We start from the raw sequence: 26329 nt of genomic DNA on the forward strand, positions 1-26329 counted from the left end.
AAATCAACACAAAGTTTAATTAAAAAAGATCCGTTTTAAGCCGGTAGAAGTATTTAAAGGTTGATGATCAGTTAAAAACCGGCCATTTCAACTCCGCTAAATAAAACCAGATAAGTAATTGCATTTGATTACAAACATCAAAGATGACGTTTACCGCATGCGTAAACTCATTGCAGGTACGTCGTCCGTCGTTTTATTCCGATTAAAAAAGAAGCGGGTTTTTTACCAAAAGTCTCTTAATAAGCACCGCGTTATTAACACATGATTAACCAAGTTTTGAACCGATCTGACGAGGTTGAGCCAATCAACCGGACATTTATGCAATACCCGAGTTAATTAAGGATAAATAAATCCTGATTTTCTCTGCGAGGCGGATTACAATTGCTTTTGTATAAATTGGAGATATTGCCTTTCGGCAAGCACTTTGGTGCCCGAAGGTTTAAATGAAGAATGAAATCAGAAAGGCAAACTACCAGGCCTTTTTCATGGCAAAACGCCGCTTATACTGCATAGGCGTTTCGCCTTTAAGAACTTTAAATTTGCGGTTGAAATACGAAATATTGTTAAAGCCGGACTCTACACTCACCCAAGAGATACCCGGATAGCTCTGGCTCTGCAATAACTTGCAGGCATACCCTATGCGCAGGTCGAGGATAAATTCTGATAAGGTTTTCCGGGTAAACTTTTTAAAATACCGGCAAAACGCAGCCGGGGATAAATAAGCAATCGTTGCCACTTCGTCTAAAGAAATTTCCCGCTTAAAATTTTGCAATACATAATCATATACATTCCCCATTCTTGTGGATTCAGAGGAATTGATCTGATTAACAAAACCGGGACTGCTTAACAGTGTAATATCTGACGCTTGCGACAAAGCGTGTAATATGTTTAACAGGCCTATAATCTGGCCGGCCGGATCTTTATAAACAAGCTTTTGGATAATGACGCTCAGGTTTGCTATTGTTTCGTCGCCAAATACAATACCACGTGCTGAACGTGAAAATAAATCTTTTATACCTGCAAAGGTTGGCCTTTCAAAAAAACCGGGGCCAAGAAAATTTTCATGGAATTGAATAACTACCTGTTTCACGGCTTCCTTATCAGCGCTTAAGCCCTTGGTGTAAAATGTATGAGGCAGGTTGCTCCCAAACATACACAGGTCAACCGCTGAAAACTCGGTGATGCTATCGCCAACAATCCTTCGGCCGCTGCTCTCCATAATAAATATTATTTCATATTCGGGATGGTTATGAAACGGGAACTCATTATACGGGAATGATTCCTCTTTTATAACGATCAAGTTTTCGGCATTAACAATATTTTCCCGGAATACCCTCATAACAGCCAAATATGAATAGCGTATTTAAAATTAAGAAATAAAGAAGTTATATCAAACCTGTCAGCTTTTGTCGCCTTTATCGCAAAAGGTACTTAATAATCAAAATGAATTAAAAAGGCTGTCGCCGTAAAACTACAGCCTTGCATGCCTATCAACTGCAAAGTAGTTTTCACTCACTTTGCCCTTCCGTTCAGTTTTTTTGCTGTAGCCAAATTCTGTAGGGCGACCCCGGCTCCCTGTTACCCAATGCAAAAAATGGGATGGCAGTGAAATTAACGGGTTTCCCTTGCTTACCCGTTAGCTGCCCGCTAATTACGTTAACACCGTTCAGGAGCGCGGGCTTATAAGTTAACGTTAACGGGATACCCGGATTTAATCTATAATCACCCAGATCAGGATTATCAATAGTTTCAAAGCCGTAAACTATCGGCCCCGAGGCTATTGACAACTTATTTTCTATGGTTTTAACTGCCTCATTAGGGCTAACCAGGCGAGGCGCCATTGGCAAGCTTAATTCAACCACGTCGCCTTTTTTCCACTTGCGTGTTATCGTGGCATATCCGTCGGTTGTTGTTAGTGGTACAAGTGTACCATTAACTTTTAGCATTGGTTTTCCGTCTACATTTGAGTGGTACAGATCGTAAGCATTTTCTTTTTTTTCGGCCCATCCCGGGATGCGCACTTTAATAGCGAAGCTCTTGTTCCCTTGCGGGTTTATTTCCAGGCGAACATTTCCTTTCCAAGGATAACCGGTTGTTTGCTTGATCATCACCTGCTGGCCCTTAATTTTCAGATCAGCCTCGCTGCCTATAAACAGATTGACGTAAAGCTGTTCTCCATCGTCGCCATAGATATACTGCGGTAATATGCCGATCATTTTTAAAATCATAGGCGGGCAGCAAGGGCAATCATGCCATGCCCAGCGCTTATTACCGTTGCCTATCAGCGGGTTTTCATAGAAAAAATGATCGCCCGAAAGCGAAACGCCCGAAAGAAAATTATTGTAAAGCACCCTTTCAAACTCATCAATGTATTTTCCATCGCCTTCCAGTTCATTCATCCGGGTACTAAAAAAACCGGCGCTTATAGCCGCACACGTTTCACCGTATGCAGATTCAGGAAGATAGTAGTCAGGTCCAAACTTCTCATCATATGAAATGGCCCCTTCCCCCCCTGTAATAAACATCTTTTTTCCGGCCATGTTATCCCAAAACCGGTTAGCTGTTTGTATATACCGCGGGTCCTTACTTTCAAGCGCAGCTGATGCCACGCCGGTTGCTAATAATGTTGCCCTTACGGCATGCCCTTCAATAGTTGGCTGATCAAATACCTGAACGCTATCCTGGTTGTAGGCACCCAAATTTTCTCTCTTATTGCTGCCGTCCGGGTCACTGTGAATACCGCGATTTTCAATCCAGAACTTGGCCAGCCGGAAATATTCCTTCTCATCAACCTTAACAGACATTTTCTTTTTAAGTTCCGGTTTTTCCTTAAACAGCCAGTAAAGCTTGATCAGCGCCTCTTCCGGCCCACCATGACCGGGAATAATATTTTTCTTAGGGCTCGGACCCATCTCCTTCGCCATATAATTACTAAACCTTACCGCTACGTCAAGCAATTTGGTTTTACCGGTTGCCTTGTAGTAGTGCACAGCTGCTTCAACCAGCATTCCGGCATTGTACAGATCATGCTGCCACCTGTCATTCCCGCCGTTAGCGCCCCACCGCTTGTTTGTATAAGTAAGTGTGGTATAGGTATTCAGATACCCATCCGGGTCCGCATTCTGCGCAGCAGCTATGCGGTCAATATATCCGTCTATTTTCTTTTCCAACTCCGGATCCGGGTGCTCTGCAAGCAAATCTGCCGCTCCCCTGATCGTTTCGTAAACAAGCCCGTCATACCATGGCGGACCGTCATGAACGCCAATGTTTTTTTTTCCTTGAGCAACAAGGTCAAAATTCATAAACGCGTTACGCGTACGACCTAATTTCTTCTTTTCGGCAATAATATCCGGACGGTCCGGCTCATAATGCCCTTCCAGTTTATCAAATACATCGTAAACCGTTACTTTTGTCCATACCTTTAACTTAGGGCTCCAAAAGCCGTCATCTATTTTTACCTGAGAAAATTCGAGCGGGTGTACAATTCGCTTTACCGGTTGTGCAAAAGAATTATAAGAAAATAAACTGGCAAAGCCAACAGACACGGCCAAAAGGCGGTTAAAAAAAGTCATAAGCTGATATTTCTTGAAATTTAGATGCAAGTAGCTGAACAACAACCGCCCGCAATACTTTTAATTGAAATTAAAATGTAGATTGAAAACTGATACTATTTTTGCACCGTATTGCCTTTTTATTGTACTGGCTTGACATGTTTTATCAAATAAGGCTTTATTTTTATTCGCCGCACCAAAGCATTATTTTTATTTTACTATCACTGGGAATTCGACTTATCTCTTTGAAATTTTATAACCGTATAGGAGTTAGCCGGAAACCTATAGCTCATCTTATTACCATTTATACTGGCAGAAGCGCTTTTAGCCGAAACAGCTGCCGGATTTCCGGGCGTATTTTCATCTTTTAATGCTCCGCTGATCGTCCATACTTCGGCTTCATTTTTCAGCCCGGCAAAGTTATTCAGTGATAATTCGGTCAATTTTTCTGTCGTGTCAATATTGACCACATGCAAAATCAATGTTTTACCATCCTCTCTCTTGGTTGATGTTACATCCAGGTTTCCTTCAACTTTATCTTTCACACGCAATGGCAGATGATTTTTTGAAGCCAACTGCTGAACATGACACGGCGGCATACCCCACACCTGCTTCGGGGTAAAGAAAATCTGCCCCTGATCCCAGCCATTATCATTTTGCAGGTAAGGTTGCAGGGCATTTGCCGGGCAAGAGGTTAAAAGAAAGTCGCCATGCCTTCTAACCGCGTTTAAATTGGTGGCATGCCCCAAGGCTCGGCTCATGTTGTGTAGCCCGCCATTCTCTTCAAAAATTGCGCATTTCATTTTCGTATCCGGATTCCAGGTTTGAAAAAGCTGTTTCATTCTTGTGAGTTGCTTATCCACTTCTAAGCCTGATTTTGGGTCATCGCCGCCAACATGATAGTCCCAGTAAGCGGCTTTACCATCCAGCGCTTTGAAAACCTTTTCAGTATTTTTTGAGTCGGGGCGCCACCAGGCAGAACACACCACGTTTATGGATGGATCTTTATGATGAATAGCATCGTAGAGCACCAAAAAACGCTCGATGTAATGGTCTGTTACCCTTTCATTATCTCCTTCAAAAAGAATTTCCTCATTGCCAATTTCAATATATTTAACTGCGTAAGGTTTAGGATGCCCGTTTTGAGCGCGTTTTTTGCCCCATGCGGTAGTTTCATCGCCGTTTAAATATTCAACCATATCGGCGGCATCATCAGCCGTTTCTTCAATATTGATGGCAAAAGCCGAAGTAATTTTAGCGGCTTCACAAAACTGAATAAAATCTTCAATTCCGAAGCCGTTGCTGCTGTACTCGTTCCAATGGCCCGTAAAAGGCGGCCTTAAACTTCGCTCGCCAATCATCTTTTTAAAACGGTAACCATGCGCGTTAACCATTGTACCGGCATAACGCAAAAAGGTAAGGCCTTCTGATACGATCGCATTGCCGATGTCAGCCCGTAGGGGTAAGCCTTTGTAGCTTCTTTCGCCGGATTGGAATAAGGTCACCTGGTCGATATTCAGTTTTCCTTTCCGCTCAAAAAAAATGGAAAACCTGGCATTTGTGTCTGTGCCGATTGGTTTTAGCGAGAATTTGTAACTATTCCAGTTTGCCCCGTTAACAAGTATTTCCTGGCGTGCATAAACCGTTTTTCCGTCAGCGCTTTCTAACGCCAGTGTTACCGGTAAAGTACCATCAGGGGTTTGAAAGTGGCAGGTGCCGGTTAAAACTTCATTTTTCACTACAGATACTCCCCACCGGTTTAAGCCCCGGTTTGAAACACCCGCCCTACCCGTTCCTGAAATAATTTCAACCGATTGTGCAGCCTTACCGTTGTAAGCCCCATCCTGCTCAAGTGTAAACTTTGCATTAACTGTTTTACTTTGTAAAGCATCCCAGCGGTCGCTTACTTTTTGATCGGCAGGATATGTAAGCGAAAGCGTTTCTCTGCTTCCATCGGCGGCCACTGTTACGTTTCTGAAACGTACAGGCGAGCCCGCGGTACCCAAAGCCACCTTTCCGGTTGTTAACGGCAAATTGGTATCCATAAAATTAATTACTTGTTTTTCAGCGTTAAGCGCTACATAAATAACATTGCCTTTAAATACGATGCTCAGATGGTTCCAGCCATCACCTGAAAAACGGACGCTTTTCTCGGCTAGCAACTCCTCATTCCACCTGTGCTTCAGCAATTGCAGCTTACCCGACTCTCTGTTTAGCCTGATTTCGTAGCCGTTTAGCGAATTCTCTCCTATGCCCACTTTTGATGTCCGCACGTAAACGCTTGCCCCACGCCCTCTTTCCTGCAACAACAGCATATCGACGTCAATACTACCGTTATTGATCTCCCTTGCATCGTAAATCAACCGGGCGCTTCCATCAGGTTCAACATCCAGGTCGTTTCTGGCAACCATCCTCCGGGTGCGGCGCCCCGGCACTATGGAAATACCCGGATTGCTGTATTCGTAATCGGCTGCCCAATATCCACCCGATTTTTTCCAATACGTGTAGTTTACAGCTGATGCAGGCTCTTCAAAACTTTCGCCCATAAGCAGCTGACCATACAATCCACCATAAATTTCGTGGTTTACGTCCTCAATACATGAGCCATAAAGCGTTGAAGGTATTTTATTTAAAACAGTTGCTGCGTCAACATCAATTTTATTTGATTGCGCATAAGCCATGTTGACTGAGAACAAGGCAAGCAGTATCGCTAAAAGTTTGCGTGTCATAAAAAGAAACAGAGAATTTTTTGTTGGTTTCCTCCGCTGAGATTGATCAGTTGTGTTTGCAATGCCGGCGCTTTAATATGCAGATCGGCACCGGTTTTTGACGCCAATTCAATTTCCTTGCGCCGGCGGATTAAACCGTACGAAGCATGATCGGCCAAGCTGGGCAGACTGACATTTTCTACAATGTCCATCGCAGTAACAACACCTTGGTTTCGCCTGTCTTCCGGGATTAAAATTATACCCTCTGCAACCGCGTCCTGTGGCTTTGCGATCTGTAACTGTTTTCCCTGTTCGTGATAAGGCCGGTTTTCATTGTCCTTTTTGTAAATATCGCGCCCGATCATTAAGCGTAAAATAAGCAGCGATTTAAGGGTTAATTTCATACAAAGATGTATATCAATCGGTGAGATATGATTTAATGTTTAATTGGCAATGTATTAGTCAGAGCAGCTAATGTACCGTCAAGTTTCGTTTTAATTGCTTATGATATGCCATTTAAAATTTTACAAAACACCTTGAATTTATAAAAGCAGGAATACAAAAATGACGGAATTCAAGTACAAGGCCTGATACTCAATTAACAAAAACTTGAACAAATTTGACATGATTAAGTAGACATTTCGGTTTCATAAATAATTGCAGTATCAATTTGTTCAAAATCATCTTCGATACTATTAAAATATGCAAGTTTAAAACAATTCGTATTTTATTATGTTTTCGTACTATTATTTTATTTTAAATTACGAATACATATAAGTATAACCATTTTTATGATTGGGTTATGTTTTAATAACCTTTTCTGAATTAAAAAGATATCAAAATTTCTACCTATGAAAAACGCACTCATTTCCGGGGCCAGCATAGCTGGCCCAACCCTGGCCTACTGGCTCAACAAAGCCGGTTACAAGGTAACCATTGTTGAACGCGCTAAAGAACTACGACTGGGCGGTCAAAATATCGACGTCAAAGGGGCCGCGAAAGAGGTCACAAAAAAAATGGGGATTTATGAGGAGATCGAAAAATCAGGTACCGGTGAGGCCGGCACCCATTTCGTGGATCCAGACAATAATTTCGTAGCTACTTTTGAAAAAGGCCAGTTGGGTGGGATGACTACCAACATGGAAATACTGAGGGGCGACCTGGTCAACATCTTATATAATCATACCAAAGACCATGTGGAGTATCGTTTTGGGGACGAGATAGAGAAGATAGCGGATGAAGGCGATAAAGTTCATGTAATCTTTAAAAGCGGTAAGCAGGAAGATTTTGCACTGGTGTTTGGTGCAGACGGACAACGCTCGGCGACAAGGGAATGCGTTTTTACTGACGAGGCTGAACTGAAATACCTGGGAATTTATACCAGCTATGTTACCATACGCAAAGACCCCACTGATTCAGATTGGGCAAGGTGGTACCTGGCATCCAAATCAAGGAATATCTTACTCCGCCCGGATAACAAGGGCACAACAAGGGCATCGCTAAATTTTCTGTCTCCCGACCGCCAATACGGCAGGCTAACCCAGCAAGAAAAAAAAGTTTTACTGGAAAAGGTTTTTGCTGATGCGGGCTGGGAAAGTAAAAGAATAATTAACGACCTGAAAGAGAGCAACGACGTTTACTTAGACTCCGTAACACAAGTAAGGATGCCCAAATGGTACAAGGGACGGGTAGCATTAGTAGGAGACGCAGCTTACTGCCCAACGCCGCTTACAGGTAAAGGCACGGCGTTGGCCATGATCGGCGCGTACATACTGGCTAAAGAATTAAGCGTGAATACCGATCATGAAGCGGCATTTCAGGCGTATGATAAAAAATTAAGAGGCTATGTAGAGAAGACTCAAAAACTCCCTACCGGTTTCATTAAGCTCGCTTATCCATCAAGCGAGTTAGGTGTATACCTGATTAATAAATTGGAATCGATAATCGCGTCCAAAGCGTTTCAAACGATCGCCGGATTATTCACCTCAGAAAAAAATGACGAGGATGACTTTGAACTGCCGGAATACAAATAAGTACAATCAGATCAAATAACAATGGAAAATACAACTAACTTTAAGAACGTAAACGGCCGGGATATTTTTTATGTAGATTTTGGCCGTGGCACGCCAGTGGTGCTGTTGCATAGCACGGGTGGATCAGGGCGCGACTTTATCTTTCAGACCTCCGCACTTGTAAATGCCGGTTTCAGGGTAATAATTCCGGATATCGCCGGTCACGGAGCTACCAAACTCACAAGCGATGAGATCACATTGAAGGACCTTGTAAAAGATGTATGGGGACTGCTTGACGCGCTCGAAATATCTGACGCGAATTTTGTTGGCCTTTCAATGGGCGGTATGATTACGCTAAAGGCAGCTGTTAACAGAACGCAACGAGTAAAAAAAGCCGTTCTGATCAATTCGTCATGGAATACGGATACCGAAGCTTTTAAAAAGTTTTTACCCGCGTGGAAGGAAAAACTAACTAGCGGGCCAGGAACCACCAAATGGTTTAATGAAGGTTGGAAAATGTTGGTTAATGATGCCTTTTCATCGTCAGCTCTTGGGGTGCAAACCTTCCAGATTTTCCTCGGCAATGCCGCGATGAGTGACGGCAGATCTGTTGCGACAGTTCTTGACAGCGTCAGCGGCGTCGACCTGACCGGTGATCTGAGCGAGATCAGGTCGCCCATACTCATGATCAGCGGTGGCGATGACCCGGCTTCAGAAGCGATGAAAGCTTTGGAACATCAATTGCCAAGAGCTAAACACTTCGTCATTCCCGGCGGAAGGCACATGGTTAACGTTGATTCGGCCGAAAAAGTAAATGAGCGTTTGATCCATTTTTTGCAGCACTAATTGATCAGTTTTATATTTAAAGTTTAAAAAATCCAACTGTCAGAAACAAGTTGAGACTACTATATATTATTGCACTAATAAAATTGTTATAACGTTTCTAGGTGCCTATTGAAGCGTTAAGCAATTCCCGATTTAAGGCCTTTTTTGTGCGGGAAATCACGAGCTTTTTTAATCCTTAATCTTTTTGCTTCTCACTTCCAGAATTTCTTCTAATCCTGTTTCCCGGTGCTGGGTATAATTCTCATTATGAAAATGGTCAAGCTTTCTAAGTAGATATGATAGGGATGCTACTTCAAGTTCCGACAAGTTACCGATAACCGCTTCGCCAACCAACTTCATCTTAGGCAGCAGGTCTGTAACCGTTCGCTTGCCTTTGGGCGTAAGCGCTACTAAAATGCTACGTTTATCATGAGGGTTTTTCTGTTCCTCAAGCATGCCGCTCTTAACCAATCTTTTAATGACCTCAATACCCGATGTTTTTTCAATGATCAGTTTGTTAATCAGTTCCGTTTTTGACAGTTGCTTGTAAGTCATCAAAACAATCATAAATGAAAATTCGTCAAGCGTTGCAAGCGGACTATCATCAAGCGCTTTTTTACCGTAAAAAACCGCATACCGGTAAAGAAAAATGAAAAGTACAGAGATCTCTATATTGGTAGTGCGATCTTCCTGTAACCATGCCTCTTCCGGTCCGGCAACATCGCGGAGCGGCCTTGTATCAGCATTATATTGTGCATTGAGGTAACCAATGAAATCAGAAAAAGAAAGCTCGGCTCCTGAAGTATTTTGCTCTTCATAATCACAAAAGTTTGAAACCAGCCTCAATAACATCTCTTTCCTATCCATAAACCAAAAATATAGCAAATATATTTAATCGCTCAATTACTGATACCCACATTATCGGTGTTTAACGTTTTTAACGGCGGCCTCAACTTGATTTGCTGAGTAACTTTGTTAAACTTAAATCCTTACAACAAAAAGTTCATCCGTATTTGATGACTGATCGACATTTTTCAGCATTGTTCAGGTTGGTTTTAATTTGACCATATTGCTGTATTGATTAAAGCTTACGATTGTATGGAAAATTATTTGAACTTTACACCCTGACACCCGATAGAATGTAAGTAAACGTTTACATGGGAAAAACCGGGTGATACGCGCTCAAATAATAAAAAGTGAAGCAACAACAAGCAAATAATCCCCTTCATGGTAAAACCTTAGAAAGTATTTTAAACGAACTGGTGGCGCATTATGGCTGGCCTCAACTGGGAGCCCGCATTCGCATAAATTGCTTTAACGATAACCCGAGCATCAACTCAAGCCTCAAGTTTCTCCGTAAAACCGACTGGGCAAGAAAAAAGGTGGAAGACCTTTACGTCTCCACCTCGTTTGATACTAAATAGCATAGCCTGCTAATGGTTCTTCTTTTTATTCATTTTGGCTTTTAAGCCTGCCCTGTAATTATAGGTTTTAGCATTACTTGCCTTCTTCTCGTGAAAAGCGGCTCCGGGCGCATTATCATCCGCCTTTGCCAAGGCGTCCTTTCTTTCAGCAGAACCGGTAATTCTGCGTTCCGTTTCAATAATCAGATCTTCCGGCAATTCTCCGGACAGAATTTTCTGGCCGGTAGCTTGCTCAATTTTTTTTACCGCGGATAGTTCAAGGTCTGTGGCGAACGTTATGGCCATGGTTTCATTTTCAACATCCGGTGCGTCACTAATCATCCGGCGAATGTAAGTTTCCTTTTCAACCGGTAATTCAAAATGAATAAGGAATGGAATATCACGCAGATCTGATTCCTGTTCTGCGTCATTGACCACGATCAGTACACGAGTCTGGGCATTTTTAAACTCAGGCAACGATGTAAAGCCATCCACACCCGGTAACCATGGGTTTAATAAAGCAACCGTACTTTTTTTATCATGTAGGCCTTTGTATAATTTCTCAGCCGTTAGGCGCGTGTTTACAAAAAGCACTACTTTAGTAAACAGCTCTTCATCCTGAATAAACAGGTTTAGCAAATTTACCTTGGTGCCAAAATTAGGCAGCAGGTATAGCATCTGCGGGTGTGTATTAAACTGCGGCTCGCCTATTTCTTCTACCTCTACAATGGCCGGTTGCTTCATAAAAGGTGCTATCATTTTGTTTAAACGCTCATGCAACACCTCAGTAAAAACAAGGTGCTGGCATTTAGGAATGCTATCGGCCAGTTCAGTAACCGGTAACTGCAAACCTTGCTTAACAATCAGTTCAGCATCATCAATAACCAGCAACTCAATTTTATTTACATCAAGGCCAAGCTTAAGGTAAATAGCACGTGCCCTGTCGGGCGTGGCAACTACTATATCGGCACCATCTGCCAAGGCGTCCATCTGGGCTTCGGTACCGGGGGTAACATACAGCGGCACTATCGAAAGCGTTTTGTTTTTGTTGAGCTGGCCGATCTTCGCAATAACCTCTTCTACTTTCTCTTTATCAGGTACTAATATCAAAACCTTCGGCACGCCATCCGGCGTATAGTTAAATTTGCTAAGCGCGGCTAATATATAGGTAGTGGTTTTGCCGCAACCTTCAGGGCCAACAGCTATCACATCCTGGCCGCCGTTGATACGTGCCAGTGTTTTCTGCTGAATTTTTTTAGGAGCTGTAAAACCCGCTTCGTTTAAAGCTTGTACCAATCCTTTTTTAAGTTTAAATTTATCTGACCACGCCATACCTTTTATTTAAAATCCCGGAGGAGGTGACAAATTTATCCATTTTAAGGCGCTTTAGTAGTTAATTGCCTAATTTGATTTAAATATCAAATGAAGACATCAAATTAGCTTGTTATATATAGCGATTACTTAGCGCAAAAGTAATCAACTATGAACAAAGTCCTGTACACAGTTTGAAACTCAAGCTAAATTCATTCTACTCACATATACTTATTTCCAGCTTTTAATGAAAGGCAAAAGCGACATACTTACGGTTAAATAAGGAACCGTTCCGCCATTAGTTTTGAAAAAGTAATCGCTAGTTTTGGCGTTATGTTCAAACATGGTGGAGCGGGCCAGGGTATACATTCCGCCGCTGACACCAACAACAATCTTTTTTGTCAGCATGTACTCCAATGTAAGGCCGGTTCGCAAATCAATAGTAGAGTAAACGGAATTTTCCGGCAGCGATGCCTGCTTGATGTCAAAAAAATAAAGGTTACCACCAAGTTCGCTGCCTACGGATGCCCAGCTTTTGCTGGACAGTTGTTTTCTGAGCGCGATACGGCTCGGCATATCAATAAACAAATCGAGGTTGCTGTTTTTGTAATGATGCCAGTAACTTACAAAAGGCACAACCGGCGCAACCGATGAAGGATCGACAACTACGGCAAGGCCAACCGCCCATGATGAGGTAGGCGTTCTGCTAAGCGAGTAAATGACGTTACCGATATAATTAAGCCTTTTAATTGACGAGAACTCATTTGTCAATCCAGACAAACTACCTGAATAGCTGATCGGACGATTAAACAAACTATCCAGCCGGGTAAACGATACAGTAAAACCAACGGTCTGTTTGTTCAGGCTTTGATCAACAGCGGCAAAAGCAGGTTGATAGCTTTTAACCTCACTTGTTGCAAAATGAATTTGCTGGTAGCTAATGGTTCCGGTAACTACGTTTTTACCAAACTGTACTAGCGGGATAGTGAAATTCGAGCGTATCCTGGTAACACTTGTCTTTCCTTCAAACAGATCACTGCCATTAAGTTCGCCCTTTACGCGCCGGCTGCCTATCATATCAACCGCGAATGCTCCCTGCCTTAGCATTGGATATTTGGTGGCATAGTCTGCCAAAGCCGCGAGTTTTATCGAGTCGATCTTTCGTTTCATCACCGCCTCTTCAGGCGATTGCGCAAGTGACGGTTTAAAAATGAGACAGGCAAAAATGATGAGCAGAAAGCGTTGAATTTCCATTGTGAGTTGTGGCAAAAAAGGTCAAAGCGTAGCCATGTGCAGGCCTACGGTTATTTTTTTCCGCAGGCACATGCGTCAGCTGTTAATATTAAATTGTTAATTAATGGGCTTCTAAAAGTAATTGCCCGTTATCGGGTTTCTTCTTTTTAAACCGGAGCAAAAGATTCTCGATAATAAGGTACATAGCCGGTACAACAAAAAGCGTGAGTACCATGGAGCTGGTAAGGCCGCCGATGATAACCCAGGCCATGCCGTTTTTTATTTCGGCGCCCGATCCGCTGGCTATGGCTATGGGCAGCATACCCAATATCATGGCCAGGGTGGTCATTAATATCGGCCGTAACCTTTCTTTACCTGCCTCAACCAGGGCCTCTTTAACCGGGCGGCCTTCGGCTTTAAGCTGGTTGGTAAAATCTACTATCAGAATTGCGTTTTTAGCAACCAAACCCAACAGCATAATTACCCCTATTAATGAGAAAATATTAAGCGTTTGCATAGTAAGCGCCAGCGCCAGCAATGCCCCTACCAATGCAACCGGTATAGAGAACAGTACCACAAAGGGATAAACGGCATTTTCATACAAAGCCACCATGATGAGATAAACCAGTACAATAGCAACGCCCAGGGCAAAAAACAAGCTTCCAAAAGCATCGGCCTGGTTCTTGGCATCACCTAAAAACTCTACCGATACGCCCTCCGGCAGTTTTACCTGCGTTAGTTTCTTCTTTATGTCATCAGTAACCGAGCCCGATGGCCTGCCGGCCACGTAAGAATTTACGGTGATTGAGCCCAACCTGTCAATACGCTGAAGCGCGCTTTCGCCCAGGCCTTCTTTAACATCGGCAAACTGGCTTAAAACAAATGTTTGTCCGTTAGCATTGGTAAAAGCCAGGTTGCGCACATTATTAATGTCCGACCGGTCATATTTATCTAAACTAATCAGAATATCGTACTCATTGCCATTCTCCTTAAACTTACCGTTATCATTACCTGAAAAGGCGTTTTGCAAAGCCGCGCCTACCTGGCTGGCATCAATACCTAACAAGGTCATCTTATCCCGGTTCAGATTTACCTCTACCTGGGGTTTCTGGTCTTTAACAGAAAGCTCAACAAAGCGGGTGCCCGGCACAGTAGCTACAATTTTTTTATAATCTTCGGCCACCTGCCTTACCTTTTTAAGGTCAACACCTTTTACAGCAATCTGGATAGGCGCCTGGTTAGGCCCGCCGGTAATGGATGTTGGCGCCGACGTTACTTTTACACCCGGGATAACCGCACTTAATTTTTTTTGTAAAATACCGCCAAACTCCTCGGCAGTAACTTTACGCTCCTTTTTATCAACCATGGTCACGGTAATTTCGGCCAGGTTGCTGTTGTTTGATGTACCGGCCACACTACCGCTCACAAAACCAATGCTTGAGAAAACCCGGGTAACTTCCGGCTGCTTCATAATCATCTTTTCAGCTTCCTGGGTAACCATATTGGTTTGGTAGATAGATGCTGAGGGCGCAAGTTCAAGGTTAATGAGCAGCTCGCCCTGATCGGCAGATGGAATGAACGCTGCGCCGATAAAACCAGTGGGCACTAAGGCTATGGATCCGATAATCAACACCATCACTCCCGACAATAACCAGCGCTTTTTAACCAGAACAACTTTTAGCAGTTTGGCATAGTCCTCTTTCAATACATCAATAAAATGTTCGAAACCTAAATTCAACCGCCCCCATAGCGTGTTCTTATTGAGCTCCTCAATTTTACCAAATTTAGAAGCAAGCATCGGTGTTACCGTGAATGACACGAATAAGCTCATCAGCGTTGAAAAAACTACCACCAGCGAGAACTCCTGCAGCAACGAACCGATGATACCACCGGCAAAAGAGATGGGCAGGAACACTACAACGTCAACCAGGGTAATGGCCAGAGCGGTAAAGCCAATTTCGGAGCGTCCCTCAAGCGCGGCTTTTTCTTTATCCGAACCCATTTCGAGGTGACGGTAGATGTTTTCGAGCACCACAATGGAATCATCAACTAAAATACCTACCACCAGCGACATAGCCATCAGCGTCATCAGGTTAAGCGAAAAGCCCAGGGCGTACATGGCAATAAAGGTGGGGATGATGGACGATGGCAATGCCACCAGCACAAACATGGAACTGCGGAAACTGTGCAGAAATGCAAGCATTACAATGCCTACAATTACAACGGCAAGGCCCAGGTCTTCCATTACCGCGTCGGCAGATTTAAGGGTGTAAACACTTTGATCTGACGATACGGTGAACTTTAATCCCGCGTTTTTGTACTGCGTCTCAATCTGCGCAAACTCCTTTTTTACCAGTTCGCTCACATCTACGGCGTTGGCATCGGTTTGCTTGATTATCTGTACACCAATAGAAGGTATGCCATTAATATGGTTTATAGCAGTTGTTTTTGAAGTAGCATCTACCACCTCGGCAACATCCCTTACATAAACACTACCGCCACCAGGCCGTTGCTGAACAATAAGGTTACGTATTTGCTCAGTTGTAGTAACATTGGCATCAAAACGAATGGATTGCTGTTCGTTCTGCGTTTCAATACTGCCCGCAGGAAACGACTGGTTGGCATTGTTAATGGCATTGGTTAATTGCGCTATTCCCAGGCCATAGGCCTTCATTTTATCCTGATCGATGTTAACCTGTATCTCGCGCTCATCTCCGCCGATGATATTAACCTGGCCAACCCCGGCTACGTTTTGCAGCAATGGCAATAGTTGCTTGTCAACAAAATCATACAATTCTTTGGGTGATTGCTTAGATGTAACCCCGGCCTTTATAACGGGGGCATCTTCCAGGTTTATTTTGTTTACAATCGGCTTGTCAATATTGTCAGGCAGTTCGTTCTGTATCTGATCGGCCTTGCGCTGTATATTCCGCTCGGCCTCATCTATATCCGTACCTGCCTTTAGTTGTATAACCACGCTCGAAAATCCTTCCTGAGAAGTAGAATTAATTTTATCCAGGCCTTCTACCGATGAAAAGGCGTCTTCCAGTTTTTTTGTTACCGATGTTTCCACCTCGGCAGCCGCGGCTCCGGGATAGATCGTGCTCACGGATACCGTTGGCACCTCTATTTTGGGCAGCAGGTTATAGTTAAGGCTGAAGTATGACCGCGCACCGAAAATAAACAGCACCGTAAATATTACAATGATTAGCAGGGGCCGTTTAACGGCTATTTCTGTTATTGACATGGTTACTGTATTATTTTGAGATAGATACCGGAGAGCCGTCTTTTAAATTTATCTGTCCGGATGTAACAACGGTTTCACCGGCCTTGATGCCGCTGATGATCTGTATCATACCATTTTGTTCAATACCGGTTCGTACTGGTTTCAAATGCGCTACATTGTTTTCAACTACATATACCGAGGCGTCCTTTACGCTTTGTGTAATGGCATCCCTCGGAATAAACAGTACGTTTTGCGTTGTTTTTCTTGAAAAATCAGCAGTAACAAATGTTCCGGAGCGTAGCGGGTTGTTTTCATTATTTGTAGCGGTAACCTCAACACGGTAGTTGTGCGTTTCATCCGCCTGCGGACTTATAAAAGTGATTTTGCCCATGAATACATTGTCCGGATTAACGTCAGTACTGATCTTAACCGCTTGGCCCTGCTTTACCTGGTATACCTCTGCCTCGGTAAGATTTATCTGCACCTTAGCCTGCGACAGATTAACGATTGTTGCGATCTGCGTACCGGTGTTAGCGTACACCCCTTGTTCTACCAGTTTTTCAGAAATGGTACCGCTGGTGGGTGCCTTTACGGCCGCATCGGCAATTTGCTTTTTTATCTGGTTTACCTGGTTCACCGCGTCCAGGTAATTCTGATTGATTTCGTTCACCTTTTCCTGGGTCGCGGCCTGCCCCTGTAACAGTTCGGTATAGGTTTCCAGGTCGCGGCGCAGTTTGGCCGCGTTGCTTTGCGCTTTTTGCAGGTCAAGCTGTGCAATACGGGTATCCATCACCGCCAACACCTGCCCTTCGGTAACATGGTCGCCCAGGTTAAAACGCAACTGCTGTATAGTGCCATTGGTGGTTGATAGTACCTGCGCTTCCTTAAAAGGTGCCAGCGAGCCCGTTTTAACCAGGTTTATTGCCTGTAATAGTTCCTTAGCCTGCGCTACTTTAACCGGTATGCGCACTACGCTATCCTGTACAGGTTTATTTTTTTCGTTAAGTGCCTTTTTGTTTGATGCAAGCCTGAAAACGATCAGCGCTAACAAAACAAGTACAATAAGGCCGATGATGTATTTACGTTTCATATAGGTTATAATCCGTTGTAAAAGGTTTTTAAAGTGCCGCCTGCTTTCTCCATATCCAGGCGTGCCTGGTAAAAGCTGTATAGCGAATTGAGGTAGTTGTTTTGTGCTTCTTTTATGGAGTTCTGCGCGTTCAGCCAATCAGTGAGGTCGGTAACGCCTTTTTGAAATTGCAGGTCGGTGGTACGAAACACCGATTGCGCCAGTTCAATGTTACGTTTATCGCTTTCCAGGTTACTTTGGGCTTTAATTAGCTTGGTGCGTGCATTTTCATATTCTAACTGATATTTGCCTTCATCCAATTTCAGGTTTTCGGCAGCGTTAAGGCTTTTATATTTTGCCTGCGACACCTGCGCGTTGCGTTTAAAAAAATCAAACAGCGGTATAGTGAGTTTTATACCGATAGCCGAATAAGGGTTCAAATCAGTTAAAGCCGGGCCGAGCGAGCTACCGAAACCCACTGCGCCATAGCGGGCATAACCGGTTAGCTTAGGCAATGCGCCGGCCTTTATGCGCTGCTGATCGATATCCAGTAACTTGGCATTGATTTCTGAGAGGCGGTAATCAGTACGGTTGGTAGCAGCGAACTGCTGATTGTTGGTATTCAGATCTGCCGGAACAGTAATATCCGCGCGGTTAGTAGAATCAATTAAAAGCTGCCCGTTAATAGGATATCCCATGTTGTACTTCAGCTGATTTTCAGATAAGGTAAGGCTGCTCTCGGCAACCCTTATTTGCGAAACGGCATTATTATAATTAACCGTTACCTTGTCGAGGTCCTTTTTCAGGGTGACGCCTTTTTGCACTTGCAAGCCGGTAATATCCATCTGTTTACGGTACGTTTGCAAATTCTCCCGCAGCAAACGCAACTGCTCGCGGTACACAAATATCTGGTAGTAGGCATTGCTGATGTTGTAAATGATCAGTTCCTGGTTTTGCTGCAGGTTTAGTTCGGCTTGCTGCCGGTTAAATTTATTAGCCTTTAAACCGGTAAGCAGCGACTGATCGTAAATGGTCTGATCGAGCTGTGCTACCCCGTTTGTGTTATACTTTTGCGTAAAAGCTACACGCAGCGGCTCCGGGCCAAATATACCTGCCGGGATGATGGATTGCTGCACCTTCAGGTTATCATCCAGGGTGCCGGTAACACTTACCTTGGGGAGGTAATCTGCCAAAGCTTCTTTAGCCTGCGCATCGGCGGCCCGCTTTTCATTTTCGTAAACGGTATTACTCCGGTTGTTTTTTAAACCATAATCAAGGCATTCTTTTAAACTCCATAATTGCTGCGCGAGCAATTGAAGCGGTAAGAAGCAGATTAAAGCGAGTAAAATATTTTTTTTCGTCATGCTGCATCAATTACAAGTGCCTGCCTGTTGCGGGCATTCCTGAACATTTTGCTGCAAAACTATCGCCTTTTTTTACAGAACGGCTTACGGGCGAATGAAATGGACAAAAACGTAAATGAAATGGACACCATGAACTACTACAATGCCGGGCGCAATCAGTTTTGTTCTTTTTTTAACGCAGGACGCCAACAACGCGCTATTGCTCAATCCATTTGAGGAAAGATTGTGCCTTTACCTTGCCTATGATGATCTTTTCCGGTGGTGCAATCTCCGGTACAACATAAAGCTTCCGGTTAAAATAATGCTCAATATTTTGTACCGTATTCCGATTGATGATAAATTGCCGGTTAGCCCTGAAAAATTGCGCCGGGTTAAGCATCAGTTCAAGCTGCTCAATGGTGTATTGCACGGGGTAGCTTTTATCATTACCAACATAAATCTGTACCGATCTGCCTGAAGCATAAATAAAATGGATATCCGAAACTTTTACGGGGATGATCTGATCGCGGTAGTGTACTAACAAGTTCTGCTTGTACGCTGGGTCCATTTGATTAAGCACCCGGTTCAGGTTTTGCGTGTAAGTGGCGCTTGCGATCAGGTGTTCTTTAAAACGGGCATATTTTTCGAGGCTGCGGGCCAGTGTTTCCTCTTCAACCGGCTTTAACAGGTAGTCAATACTGTTTGACTCGAAAGCTCGGATGGCATATTCATCAAAAGCGGTACAAAAAATTACAGGCGCCTCGGTTTTTACCTCCCGAAATATCTCGAAGCTTAAACCATCACCTAATTGAATGTCAGAAAAAATAAGCTCAGGCGCAGGGTTCCCTTTTAACCAGGCAATAGCCGCCGCAACCGAAGTAAGTGTAGCCCCTATCTGTATGGCATCATCCAGATTTTGCAACATGCGTTCCAGCTCACGGGCTGTTTTTATCTCATCTTCAATAATAATTACTTTCATGATCTCAGCAGCGGTAAGGTTACGCTAAATCGCTCTTTGTTATTATCAACCTCAACGGTTTTTTGCATCAGCAGTTTGTAGCGTTCGCGTATATTATTGATGCCTGTACCGGTGCCCTCTTCAGGTACTTTTTTAAGCTGCAGGTTATTGGTGATAACCAGCGCGGGAGTATCGTTTACCTGAATATTAATTTGCAGGGGCCGCTCTGCCGAAACGGAATTATGCTTGATGGCATTCTCGATCAGCAATTGTACAGATAGCGGGGGTATCATTAGTTCTAAAAACTCATCCGGAACGTTTATACTCACCTGTAACGACTCCTCGTACCGCGTCGTCATGATATAAAGGTACGAGCGGATAAAACCCAACTCCTCTTTCAGCGGGGTTAAATAATGCCGGTTATAATTCAGCACATAACGGTAAACGGCTGATAGCTGTATAATATAGTCCTTGGTCGGTTTTTCACTCGTTAAAGTTTTTAAGGTACTTAACGAGTTGAACAGAAAGTGCGGGCTGATCTGCTGTTGCAACGACAGTAGCTGCGCCCGCAGATGAGCCTGCTCCAATATCTCGTTTTGCAGACGTGTGTTTTGCAGCGCGCTGTTGGTGTATACGCTATAAAATACCACGTACGATATCAGGCTGGCCAAAAAAGCCCCGATGTAATGGATAGCGAAATCAGACGCGGAATTATACCCAACTTGTGTATCATTAAGCTTACTTAAAGGAAAAATCAGGTAATAGATGTAAGCGAAAATAGCAGTAAGTAAAGAAGCTAAAAAAATACCAACCACATGCTTAAACCGTGCATTAATCCATTTATGCTCATTCAACAAAAAATAACCTTGTATAAGCCAGCAAACCAAAAGCGTTAAGCCAAGCTGGCATACATATAGCAGATATTCCCACCACCGTACATCGTACAATCGCTCGTTACGAAGCAGCAACGCCAGCATGGTAGCACTGGTCAATACTCCGGTAAGGATAAAGTACCATTTAAAAAAGTAGCTTTTGAACATTAGGTAAAGATATTATAAATACAAACTGATGGCCACTATCATACTCATTTTGGACAAATTATGTAATGAAATGGACAGCGATCGAAAAGTTATTCTTTCCGCCAGATTGGATACTACAATCCGCTTTATGGACACATTGATGCATGAAAGATGGCAGAACTTTGTACCATAAACAGATACGAATTATGAAAACAGTTAATTTAGGTAGCCAGGGGTTAACGGTGCCGCAAATAGGCCTGGGCTGTATGGGCATGACCTCTTTGAACGGCTGGGACATTTATGGGAAAGCCAACGAAGCTGAAGCCATCTCGACTATACATCGTTCGCTTGAATTGGGCGGTAACTTTTTAGACACGGCCGATTTATACGGGCCCTTATTGAATGAAAGACTGATCGCCAAAGCCATCAGCGGCCAGCGTGATAAATATATAATCGCCACCAAGTTCGGGTACGAGGTTGATGATAACGAGCAACTTACCTGGAATTACAACGGATCAAAAGCTTACGTTAAAAAAGCAGCCGAACGCTCGCTTAAAAATTTGAATACGGACCATATCGACCTGTATTACCTGCACAGGATTGACCCCAACACCCCGATAGAGGAAACGGTTGAAGCCATGGCCGAACTGGTAAAAGAAGGGAAAATAAAGTATATTGGCCTTTCCGAAGTGTCATCAGCCACTATACGCAAGGCACACGCGGTACATCCGTTAACCGCTGTACAAACAGAATATTCGTTATTTGAACGCGACGTGGAAGCGGCCGGCATAACCGATACGTTAGCAGAACTTGGCATCAGCCTGATCGCCTACTCTCCGCTGGGCAGGGGTTTCCTGACCGGCGACCTGAAAAGCCCGGATGATTTCGCGGCAGATGATTTCCGGAGAAACATTCCGCGTTTCCAGGGAGACCAGTTCTATAAAAACCTGGAGCTGGTAAATGCCATTAACGACATAGCTGCCGAAAAGAACGTTACCCCTTCACAACTGGCCATTGCCTGGGTGTTAGCAAAGGGGCACGTGCCTATACCGGGTACTAAACGTGTTAAATACGTCGAACAAAATATTGCCGCGGCTGATATTGTCTTAAGCGCCCGGGAGATTGACCGACTGGAATCAATTGTACCATTAGGCACCAGCACCGGCGACCGTTACGATGCCAACTCAATGGCGGGCATTGACCGATAATTATTTTACAGCGGGATATGTTTATGCATATCCTGCGGTTTATTAACTAAATTTACCATTCATGGATCATTATAAAGCATACGAGGTTAATTCCATTACCGATCATCGCCGTGTGCTTTCGTTGCCGGGGCCTGAACATCCGTTGATTGATGTTTTCCGCATGGAAGATGTAAAGCATAACCCTGATAAGCGTTACCGCACGTTAATGCTTAACGTTTATTGCATTTCACTTAAAAAGAAGGTGCAGGGTAAGGTAAAATACGGCCAGGGCTATTATGACTATGATGAAGGGCTGATGTCCTTCTTTTCACCCGGGCAAATAGTGGCGTCAGTACCCGAAAATCACCGGCTGGAAGGCTGGTGCGTGGTCTTTCATCCAGATTTTTTGAAGGGACATCCGCTGGCGCGAAAAATCGAAGGTTACAATTTTTTCTCCTATGCTATTAATGAGGCGCTTTTCCTCTCAGAGAAAGAAGAAACCCTGATGAACGGCATAGCCGATAACATCCGGCAGGAACTGCAGACATCTATTGACGGACTGACGCAAGAGGTGCTCATTTCGCAACTGGAACTGCTGCTGCATTACAGCCAGCGCTTTTACCTGCGGCAATTTCAAACACGCAAAACAGCACATCACAATTTGGTTAGCGAAGTAGAGAACCTGTTAAATGTCTATTTTAATGATGATAACCTGCTTGTTGCGCAGGGCGTACCTACCGTTGCCTACCTGGCCGAACGGCTTAACCGATCCCCTAAGTACTTAAGCGACCTGCTCCGAAGCGTTTCGGGCCGCAGCGCGCAACAATATATCCAGGATCATTTGCTTGAAAAGGCAAAAACTTTGCTTATAAGCAGCAACCTCACCGTTGCCGAGATAGCTTATATGCTGGGGTTTGATTATCCGCAATCATTCAATAAACTCTTCAGGCGCAAAACAAATAAAACGCCGCTTGTTTACCGGCAATCACTTAACTGACCCGAGGTTGCTGACGCTGCCGCGCCTGTCGCGATTTACCCTTTAACTCGTCCTGTTAACACCGCACGCCGGCGGTTGATATGATGTATGTTTGGTATATGAAAAGCACCATCACCTTCCTGTCGCTCCTGTGGTTATGCACATTTGCATGCCTGGCGCAACCAAATGCATCAAAAAACAAAACTTTCGCGATTAATTATCTCAAACAAACTGAAACGGATGTACTAAATTCCGTAAAAGGGTTAAGTAAGGCGCAACTAAGCTTTAAGCCCGACAGCGCATGGAGCATTGAGGAGTGTATAAAACATATTGCCGCGTCTGAAAAAGAGCTTTGGGCAATGGTGGATGGCGCCTTGAAAGCACCTGCTAACCCGGCACTAAGGGCAAATATAAAATCGACTGACTCGGCCCTGGTTAAAGCCGTTGAAGACCGTTCTCACAAAGCAAAAACATTCGCCGCGCTTGAGCCGGCCAACTCGCCTTATAAAACAGTGCCCGAAGCGATCGCTGCGTTTAAAGAGAACCGTGAAAAACTGATCGCCTTTATGCAAAGCGCTTCGGAAGATAATTTGCGCAACCACGTATCAACATTGCCTTTAGGCACTTACGATGCGCAGCAGCTGATTTTACTGATAGCCGCGCATAGCAAAAGGCATACATCACAAATAAAGGAAGTAATGGCGAACCCGGCATTTCCTAAAAAATAGCGGGGGTGTTTGAACCGCTATCTCACCGGCATCAATTTATCATTGCCCAGATCGTATTCAAATAGCTGACTCGTCTCGTCATCAACATACAGCCATTGTACGATGTTGCTGCCGTGCGTGCCGGGTACAGCTATGCCGATCATGGTATACCGCCGGCCGTCGCGTTCCTGCGATTCGAGGGAATAATTTATGGCTTCCTTCGCTTTTATGGAGCGAAGCAGCAGCTCTGTTTTAGTGGTAGCCAAATAGTACTCTACCAGCTTATAAATTTTGTCGAGATAATAATCTGAAAAGTTTTCTTCAGGCGCCCAGGTATATTTCATCTGCCTGCCATAGCTTTTTTTGAATAGGGTTACCGGCCCGTCGGCAATTTTCCGGATCGAGGTGATCCGTTTTGCGCTAACAGGCATTTCATCATCCCCGGCCATGGTGATGGTATCATCTTTCCAAAAAATCTTAATGGAGTCGCCGCGGTTTAGGCTGCGGTCTGCATCATCATTTATAAATGATATTGTACTGTCGCCATGCTGCGCTAAAAGTAAATAGTAATCTCCATCATCATTGTATGTCAAAAACTTTGCGTTGACATCTTTTTTCTGTCGGGTTGTATTTTCTTTAGGTGACGAATCCGGCTTTATTATTGCTTTTTTAACCGTATCTGTAGCGTTAATGCCGGTGTTATTACCTGCCTTTTGTTTGCAGGCAACAGCACTTAAAAGCAGTAAGCATACGGTAGCAAGTCTGATCATCTTCATCGGTATAAGTTCAATATCCTGCGGCTTTAAGCTTTATCTTTTTTGGCCAGCCACTCTGCCCCGGTTATACGGTAAACAAAGTTTTGCTTAGGCGCCTCACCAAAGTAACATACTTCCTGCTCACCGGTTTTAACGGCGCCGAGGCGGCCAATGGCTATTTGCGAACGGATGTTCTGTGCGCCTATGTGGAAAAACACGCTTTCTGCAAATTGAAAAGCATAATCCAGCATTAAGGTCTTTACCTGCCCGTTAATGCCTTTGCCCCAGTATGCGGTAGCGTAAAAGGTATAGCCTATAAATATGCTATTGTCATACTCATTATAATCGTAAAAGCGGGTGCTGCCAATGGTATTGCCCGTGGCTTTATCAACTACACGAAAAGCACCGCCGCTTTGCAATGCGCCTTCGAAAAAGTTGCGGAAAACATCTTCCTTCCACCTGTCCTTATTAGGGTGCTGCGCCCATATAGCCGGATCAGCAGCTACGTCATAAAGCAATCCGAAATCATCCTGCTTTAAAGGGTAGAGTATAATCTTTTCTTTCTCGAGCAAGGGCTGCAGGTTAATATTGGCTTTCAGTGCCTTTTTCATCATGATATCGGTCTGCTCCTCGCCGCCTAATCTGAATATATGCTTATTAAAAGGCACAAAGCCGTTTTTCTCGTAAAAGTGGATGGCCCGCGAATTTTTCTCCCAAACGCCGAGCCATACATAATTGCATTTCAGTTCATCGGCAACCTGCATGGCTTTGTTATACAACAATTGCCCTACCTTTTTGCCATGATAAGCCGCGAGTACATAAATACGTTCTATCTCAAGCGCGGAAATATCTTCAGGCTCTGTTTGGGCGTTTCCGGTATTGAGCTTTAAGTAACCTATTACCTCGCTTTTATGCGAAGCAAAATAAAATTGTGAATCTTCATTGCTTATTTCGCGGGTAAGTTTATCTACTGCAAAGCTCTCATCAAGGTATAAGGCAATGGTTTTTTTGCTATTACTATTTGTAAAAGTCTCGGCAAACGTTTGCCGGCCTATTTGCTGCAAGGTATATACATCATTAGGGTTTGCCCTGGTAATTGTTATATCATCCATGATATGGGTTTGCTGATTAAGATTAGCTGACAAAGTTAACACACATCAAAACATAGTAAACAAACATTGCCGGGCGCAGATTTGTTCAGCCATTTCATCCGCGAGGTAAATGAAACACCGGGATGCGATACAGATATTAAAACATGAAGGTAATTAACGCCCAACAAATAGCGGATATGGATAAGCCTTACCGCACCGCGCTGATGAACAGCGTAAGCGGCTATAAACCGCTGAACCTTTTAGGTACCATCAGCAGCGAGGGCAAACCAAATTTATGCATTGTAAGTTCGGTTTTTCATCTTGGCTCTAACCCGCCGCTTTTGGGTATGGTTATCCGCCCGGTTTGGCCACATAACGATAGTTTGAATAACATCCGCAACGTTGGCAAGTATACGCTCAGCAACGTACAAACCGACACCTACCGTAACGCGCACCAAACCAGCGCAAGTTACCCTTCCGGTGTTTCTGAATTTGAGGAATGTGGCTTCACCGCTTATTATCAGGATGGCTTTAAACCGCCTTTCGTAGCCGAATCAACCATAAAGATCGGCCTGGAACTTGCCGAAATTATGGATGTACCGCTGAACGGAACAACTATCGTAATCGGTAAAATAACACGTATTATAGTTGATGACCACGTAATTCAGCCGGATGGCAGCATTGATCATATCAGCGCCCAAACCGTTGCAGGCTCCGGGCTGGACAGTTACTTGTTGCCCCGGCTTTTAGAGCGGCTTACTTATGCCAAGCCCGGCACTACGCCGCAAAGCTTAAATTTTGACCAGAAATAACCACTTCGCCTGCAACATTTTCGATACAAATCAGTTTATGTATTTTTAGATACGTCCGATGCCAGATTTAGCCGTTCCGCACTCATTAGAAATAATGATTATGAGTTTCAGGGCTTCGTTAGAGGCCCTGATTTTTTTTAGAC

At 43.9% G+C, this 26329-nt stretch carries 21 protein-coding genes; 7 read left to right on the forward strand and 14 right to left on the reverse strand.

The window, feature by feature from the left end; translation table 11 throughout:
- Nucleotides 1–469: 469 nt before the first annotated feature.
- The 4 genes from ABD960_RS16700 to ABD960_RS16715 all read right to left on the reverse strand — a co-directional run bounded on the left by ABD960_RS16700 (nt 470) and on the right by ABD960_RS16715 (nt 6624).
- Nucleotides 470–1339: an AraC family transcriptional regulator gene (locus ABD960_RS16700; protein ID WP_345332700.1), complete on the reverse strand. Its 870-nt coding sequence runs from the start codon at nt 1337–1339 to the stop codon at nt 470–472.
- A gap of 190 nt (nt 1340–1529) precedes the next feature.
- Entirely contained in the window at nt 1530–3572 is a 2043-nt protein-coding gene (locus ABD960_RS16705) for a glycoside hydrolase family 127 protein (protein ID WP_345332702.1), read from the reverse strand.
- Nucleotides 3573–3772: 200 nt separating this feature from the next.
- Nucleotides 3773–6280, reverse strand: coding sequence for a 3-keto-alpha-glucoside-1,2-lyase-like domain-containing protein (locus tag ABD960_RS16710; RefSeq protein ID WP_345332705.1), 2508 nt, complete (start codon nt 6278–6280; stop codon nt 3773–3775).
- Nucleotides 6277–6624, reverse strand: coding sequence for a hypothetical protein (locus ABD960_RS16715; RefSeq protein WP_345332707.1), 348 nt, complete (start codon nt 6622–6624; stop codon nt 6277–6279). The genes ABD960_RS16710 and ABD960_RS16715 overlap by 4 nt, the downstream gene beginning before the upstream one ends.
- A gap of 486 nt (nt 6625–7110) precedes the next feature.
- Between ABD960_RS16715 and ABD960_RS16720 the strand changes: the two genes are divergently transcribed.
- Nucleotides 7111–8292 carry an FAD-dependent monooxygenase gene (locus ABD960_RS16720; protein ID WP_345332710.1) on the forward strand — a complete coding sequence of 394 codons (1182 nt, stop codon included), beginning with the start codon at nt 7111–7113 and terminating at the stop codon, nt 8290–8292.
- A 21-nt stretch (nt 8293–8313) separates the two neighbouring features.
- Nucleotides 8314–9117 carry an alpha/beta fold hydrolase gene (locus tag ABD960_RS16725; RefSeq protein WP_345332713.1) on the forward strand — a complete coding sequence of 268 codons (804 nt, stop codon included), beginning with the start codon at nt 8314–8316 and terminating at the stop codon, nt 9115–9117.
- Nucleotides 9118–9285: 168 nt separating this feature from the next.
- Here the strand turns inward: ABD960_RS16725 and ABD960_RS16730 are convergent, their stop codons facing one another.
- Nucleotides 9286–9963 carry a MarR family winged helix-turn-helix transcriptional regulator gene (locus ABD960_RS16730; protein ID WP_345332715.1) on the reverse strand — a complete coding sequence of 226 codons (678 nt, stop codon included), beginning with the start codon at nt 9961–9963 and terminating at the stop codon, nt 9286–9288.
- Between the two features lie 329 nt (nt 9964–10292).
- Here ABD960_RS16730 and ABD960_RS16735 point away from each other — a divergent pair, with 329 nt between their 5' ends.
- Entirely contained in the window at nt 10293–10520 is a 228-nt protein-coding gene (locus ABD960_RS16735; protein ID WP_345332717.1) for a VF530 family protein, read from the forward strand.
- A 9-nt stretch (nt 10521–10529) separates the two neighbouring features.
- Here ABD960_RS16735 and ABD960_RS16740 read toward each other — a convergent pair whose 3' ends face one another.
- From ABD960_RS16740 to ABD960_RS16770, 7 genes are all read right to left on the reverse strand, one after another.
- A complete protein-coding gene (locus tag ABD960_RS16740) occupies nt 10530–11831 on the reverse strand; it encodes a DEAD/DEAH box helicase (protein ID WP_345332720.1) in 1302 nt (433 codons plus the stop codon).
- A gap of 210 nt (nt 11832–12041) precedes the next feature.
- On the reverse strand, nt 12042–13064 hold the full coding sequence (locus ABD960_RS16745; RefSeq protein ID WP_345332723.1) for a DUF6268 family outer membrane beta-barrel protein: 1023 nt from the start codon (nt 13062–13064) through the stop codon (nt 12042–12044).
- A 100-nt stretch (nt 13065–13164) separates the two neighbouring features.
- Nucleotides 13165–16290: an efflux RND transporter permease subunit gene (locus tag ABD960_RS16750; protein ID WP_345332726.1), complete on the reverse strand. Its 3126-nt coding sequence runs from the start codon at nt 16288–16290 to the stop codon at nt 13165–13167.
- A 10-nt stretch (nt 16291–16300) separates the two neighbouring features.
- Nucleotides 16301–17359: an efflux RND transporter periplasmic adaptor subunit gene (locus ABD960_RS16755; RefSeq protein WP_345332729.1), complete on the reverse strand. Its 1059-nt coding sequence runs from the start codon at nt 17357–17359 to the stop codon at nt 16301–16303.
- Nucleotides 17360–17364: 5 nt separating this feature from the next.
- Nucleotides 17365–18702, reverse strand: coding sequence for a TolC family protein (locus ABD960_RS16760; protein WP_345332732.1), 1338 nt, complete (start codon nt 18700–18702; stop codon nt 17365–17367).
- Between the two features lie 196 nt (nt 18703–18898).
- Nucleotides 18899–19660, reverse strand: a complete 762-nt coding sequence (locus tag ABD960_RS16765) for a LytR/AlgR family response regulator transcription factor (RefSeq protein ID WP_345332735.1) — start codon at nt 19658–19660, stop codon at nt 18899–18901.
- Nucleotides 19657–20679 carry a sensor histidine kinase gene (locus ABD960_RS16770; protein ID WP_345332737.1) on the reverse strand — a complete coding sequence of 341 codons (1023 nt, stop codon included), beginning with the start codon at nt 20677–20679 and terminating at the stop codon, nt 19657–19659. Before ABD960_RS16770 ends, ABD960_RS16765 begins: the two co-directional genes overlap by 4 nt.
- A 185-nt stretch (nt 20680–20864) precedes the next feature.
- On the opposite strand from ABD960_RS16770, the gene ABD960_RS16775 reads away from it, so the two are divergent.
- From ABD960_RS16775 to ABD960_RS16785, 3 genes are all read left to right on the forward strand, one after another.
- The gene (locus ABD960_RS16775; protein WP_345332739.1) at nt 20865–21866 is read left to right on the forward strand and encodes an aldo/keto reductase; all 1002 of its coding nucleotides are present in this window, start codon (nt 20865–20867) and stop codon (nt 21864–21866) included.
- A 61-nt stretch (nt 21867–21927) separates the two neighbouring features.
- Entirely contained in the window at nt 21928–22842 is a 915-nt protein-coding gene (locus ABD960_RS16780) for a helix-turn-helix domain-containing protein (protein ID WP_345332742.1), read from the forward strand.
- Nucleotides 22843–22940: 98 nt separating this feature from the next.
- Nucleotides 22941–23549, forward strand: a complete 609-nt coding sequence (locus ABD960_RS16785) for a DinB family protein (RefSeq protein WP_345332745.1) — start codon at nt 22941–22943, stop codon at nt 23547–23549.
- Nucleotides 23550–23566: 17 nt separating this feature from the next.
- Here ABD960_RS16785 and ABD960_RS16790 read toward each other — a convergent pair whose 3' ends face one another.
- Together ABD960_RS16790 and ABD960_RS16795 are read right to left on the reverse strand one after the other, a co-directional pair.
- Nucleotides 23567–24304, reverse strand: coding sequence for a hypothetical protein (locus tag ABD960_RS16790; RefSeq protein ID WP_345332747.1), 738 nt, complete (start codon nt 24302–24304; stop codon nt 23567–23569).
- 26 nt (nt 24305–24330) lie between these two features.
- Nucleotides 24331–25395 carry a GNAT family N-acetyltransferase gene (locus ABD960_RS16795; RefSeq protein WP_345332750.1) on the reverse strand — a complete coding sequence of 355 codons (1065 nt, stop codon included), beginning with the start codon at nt 25393–25395 and terminating at the stop codon, nt 24331–24333.
- Between the two features lie 143 nt (nt 25396–25538).
- Here ABD960_RS16795 and ABD960_RS16800 point away from each other — a divergent pair, with 143 nt between their 5' ends.
- A complete protein-coding gene (locus tag ABD960_RS16800) occupies nt 25539–26186 on the forward strand; it encodes a flavin reductase family protein (RefSeq protein WP_345332753.1) in 648 nt (215 codons plus the stop codon).
- Nucleotides 26187–26329 lie beyond the last annotated feature (143 nt).

Origin of the sequence: Mucilaginibacter defluvii, assembly GCF_039543225.1 — a bacterium.
Classification (GTDB): domain Bacteria; phylum Bacteroidota; class Bacteroidia; order Sphingobacteriales; family Sphingobacteriaceae; genus Mucilaginibacter; species Mucilaginibacter defluvii.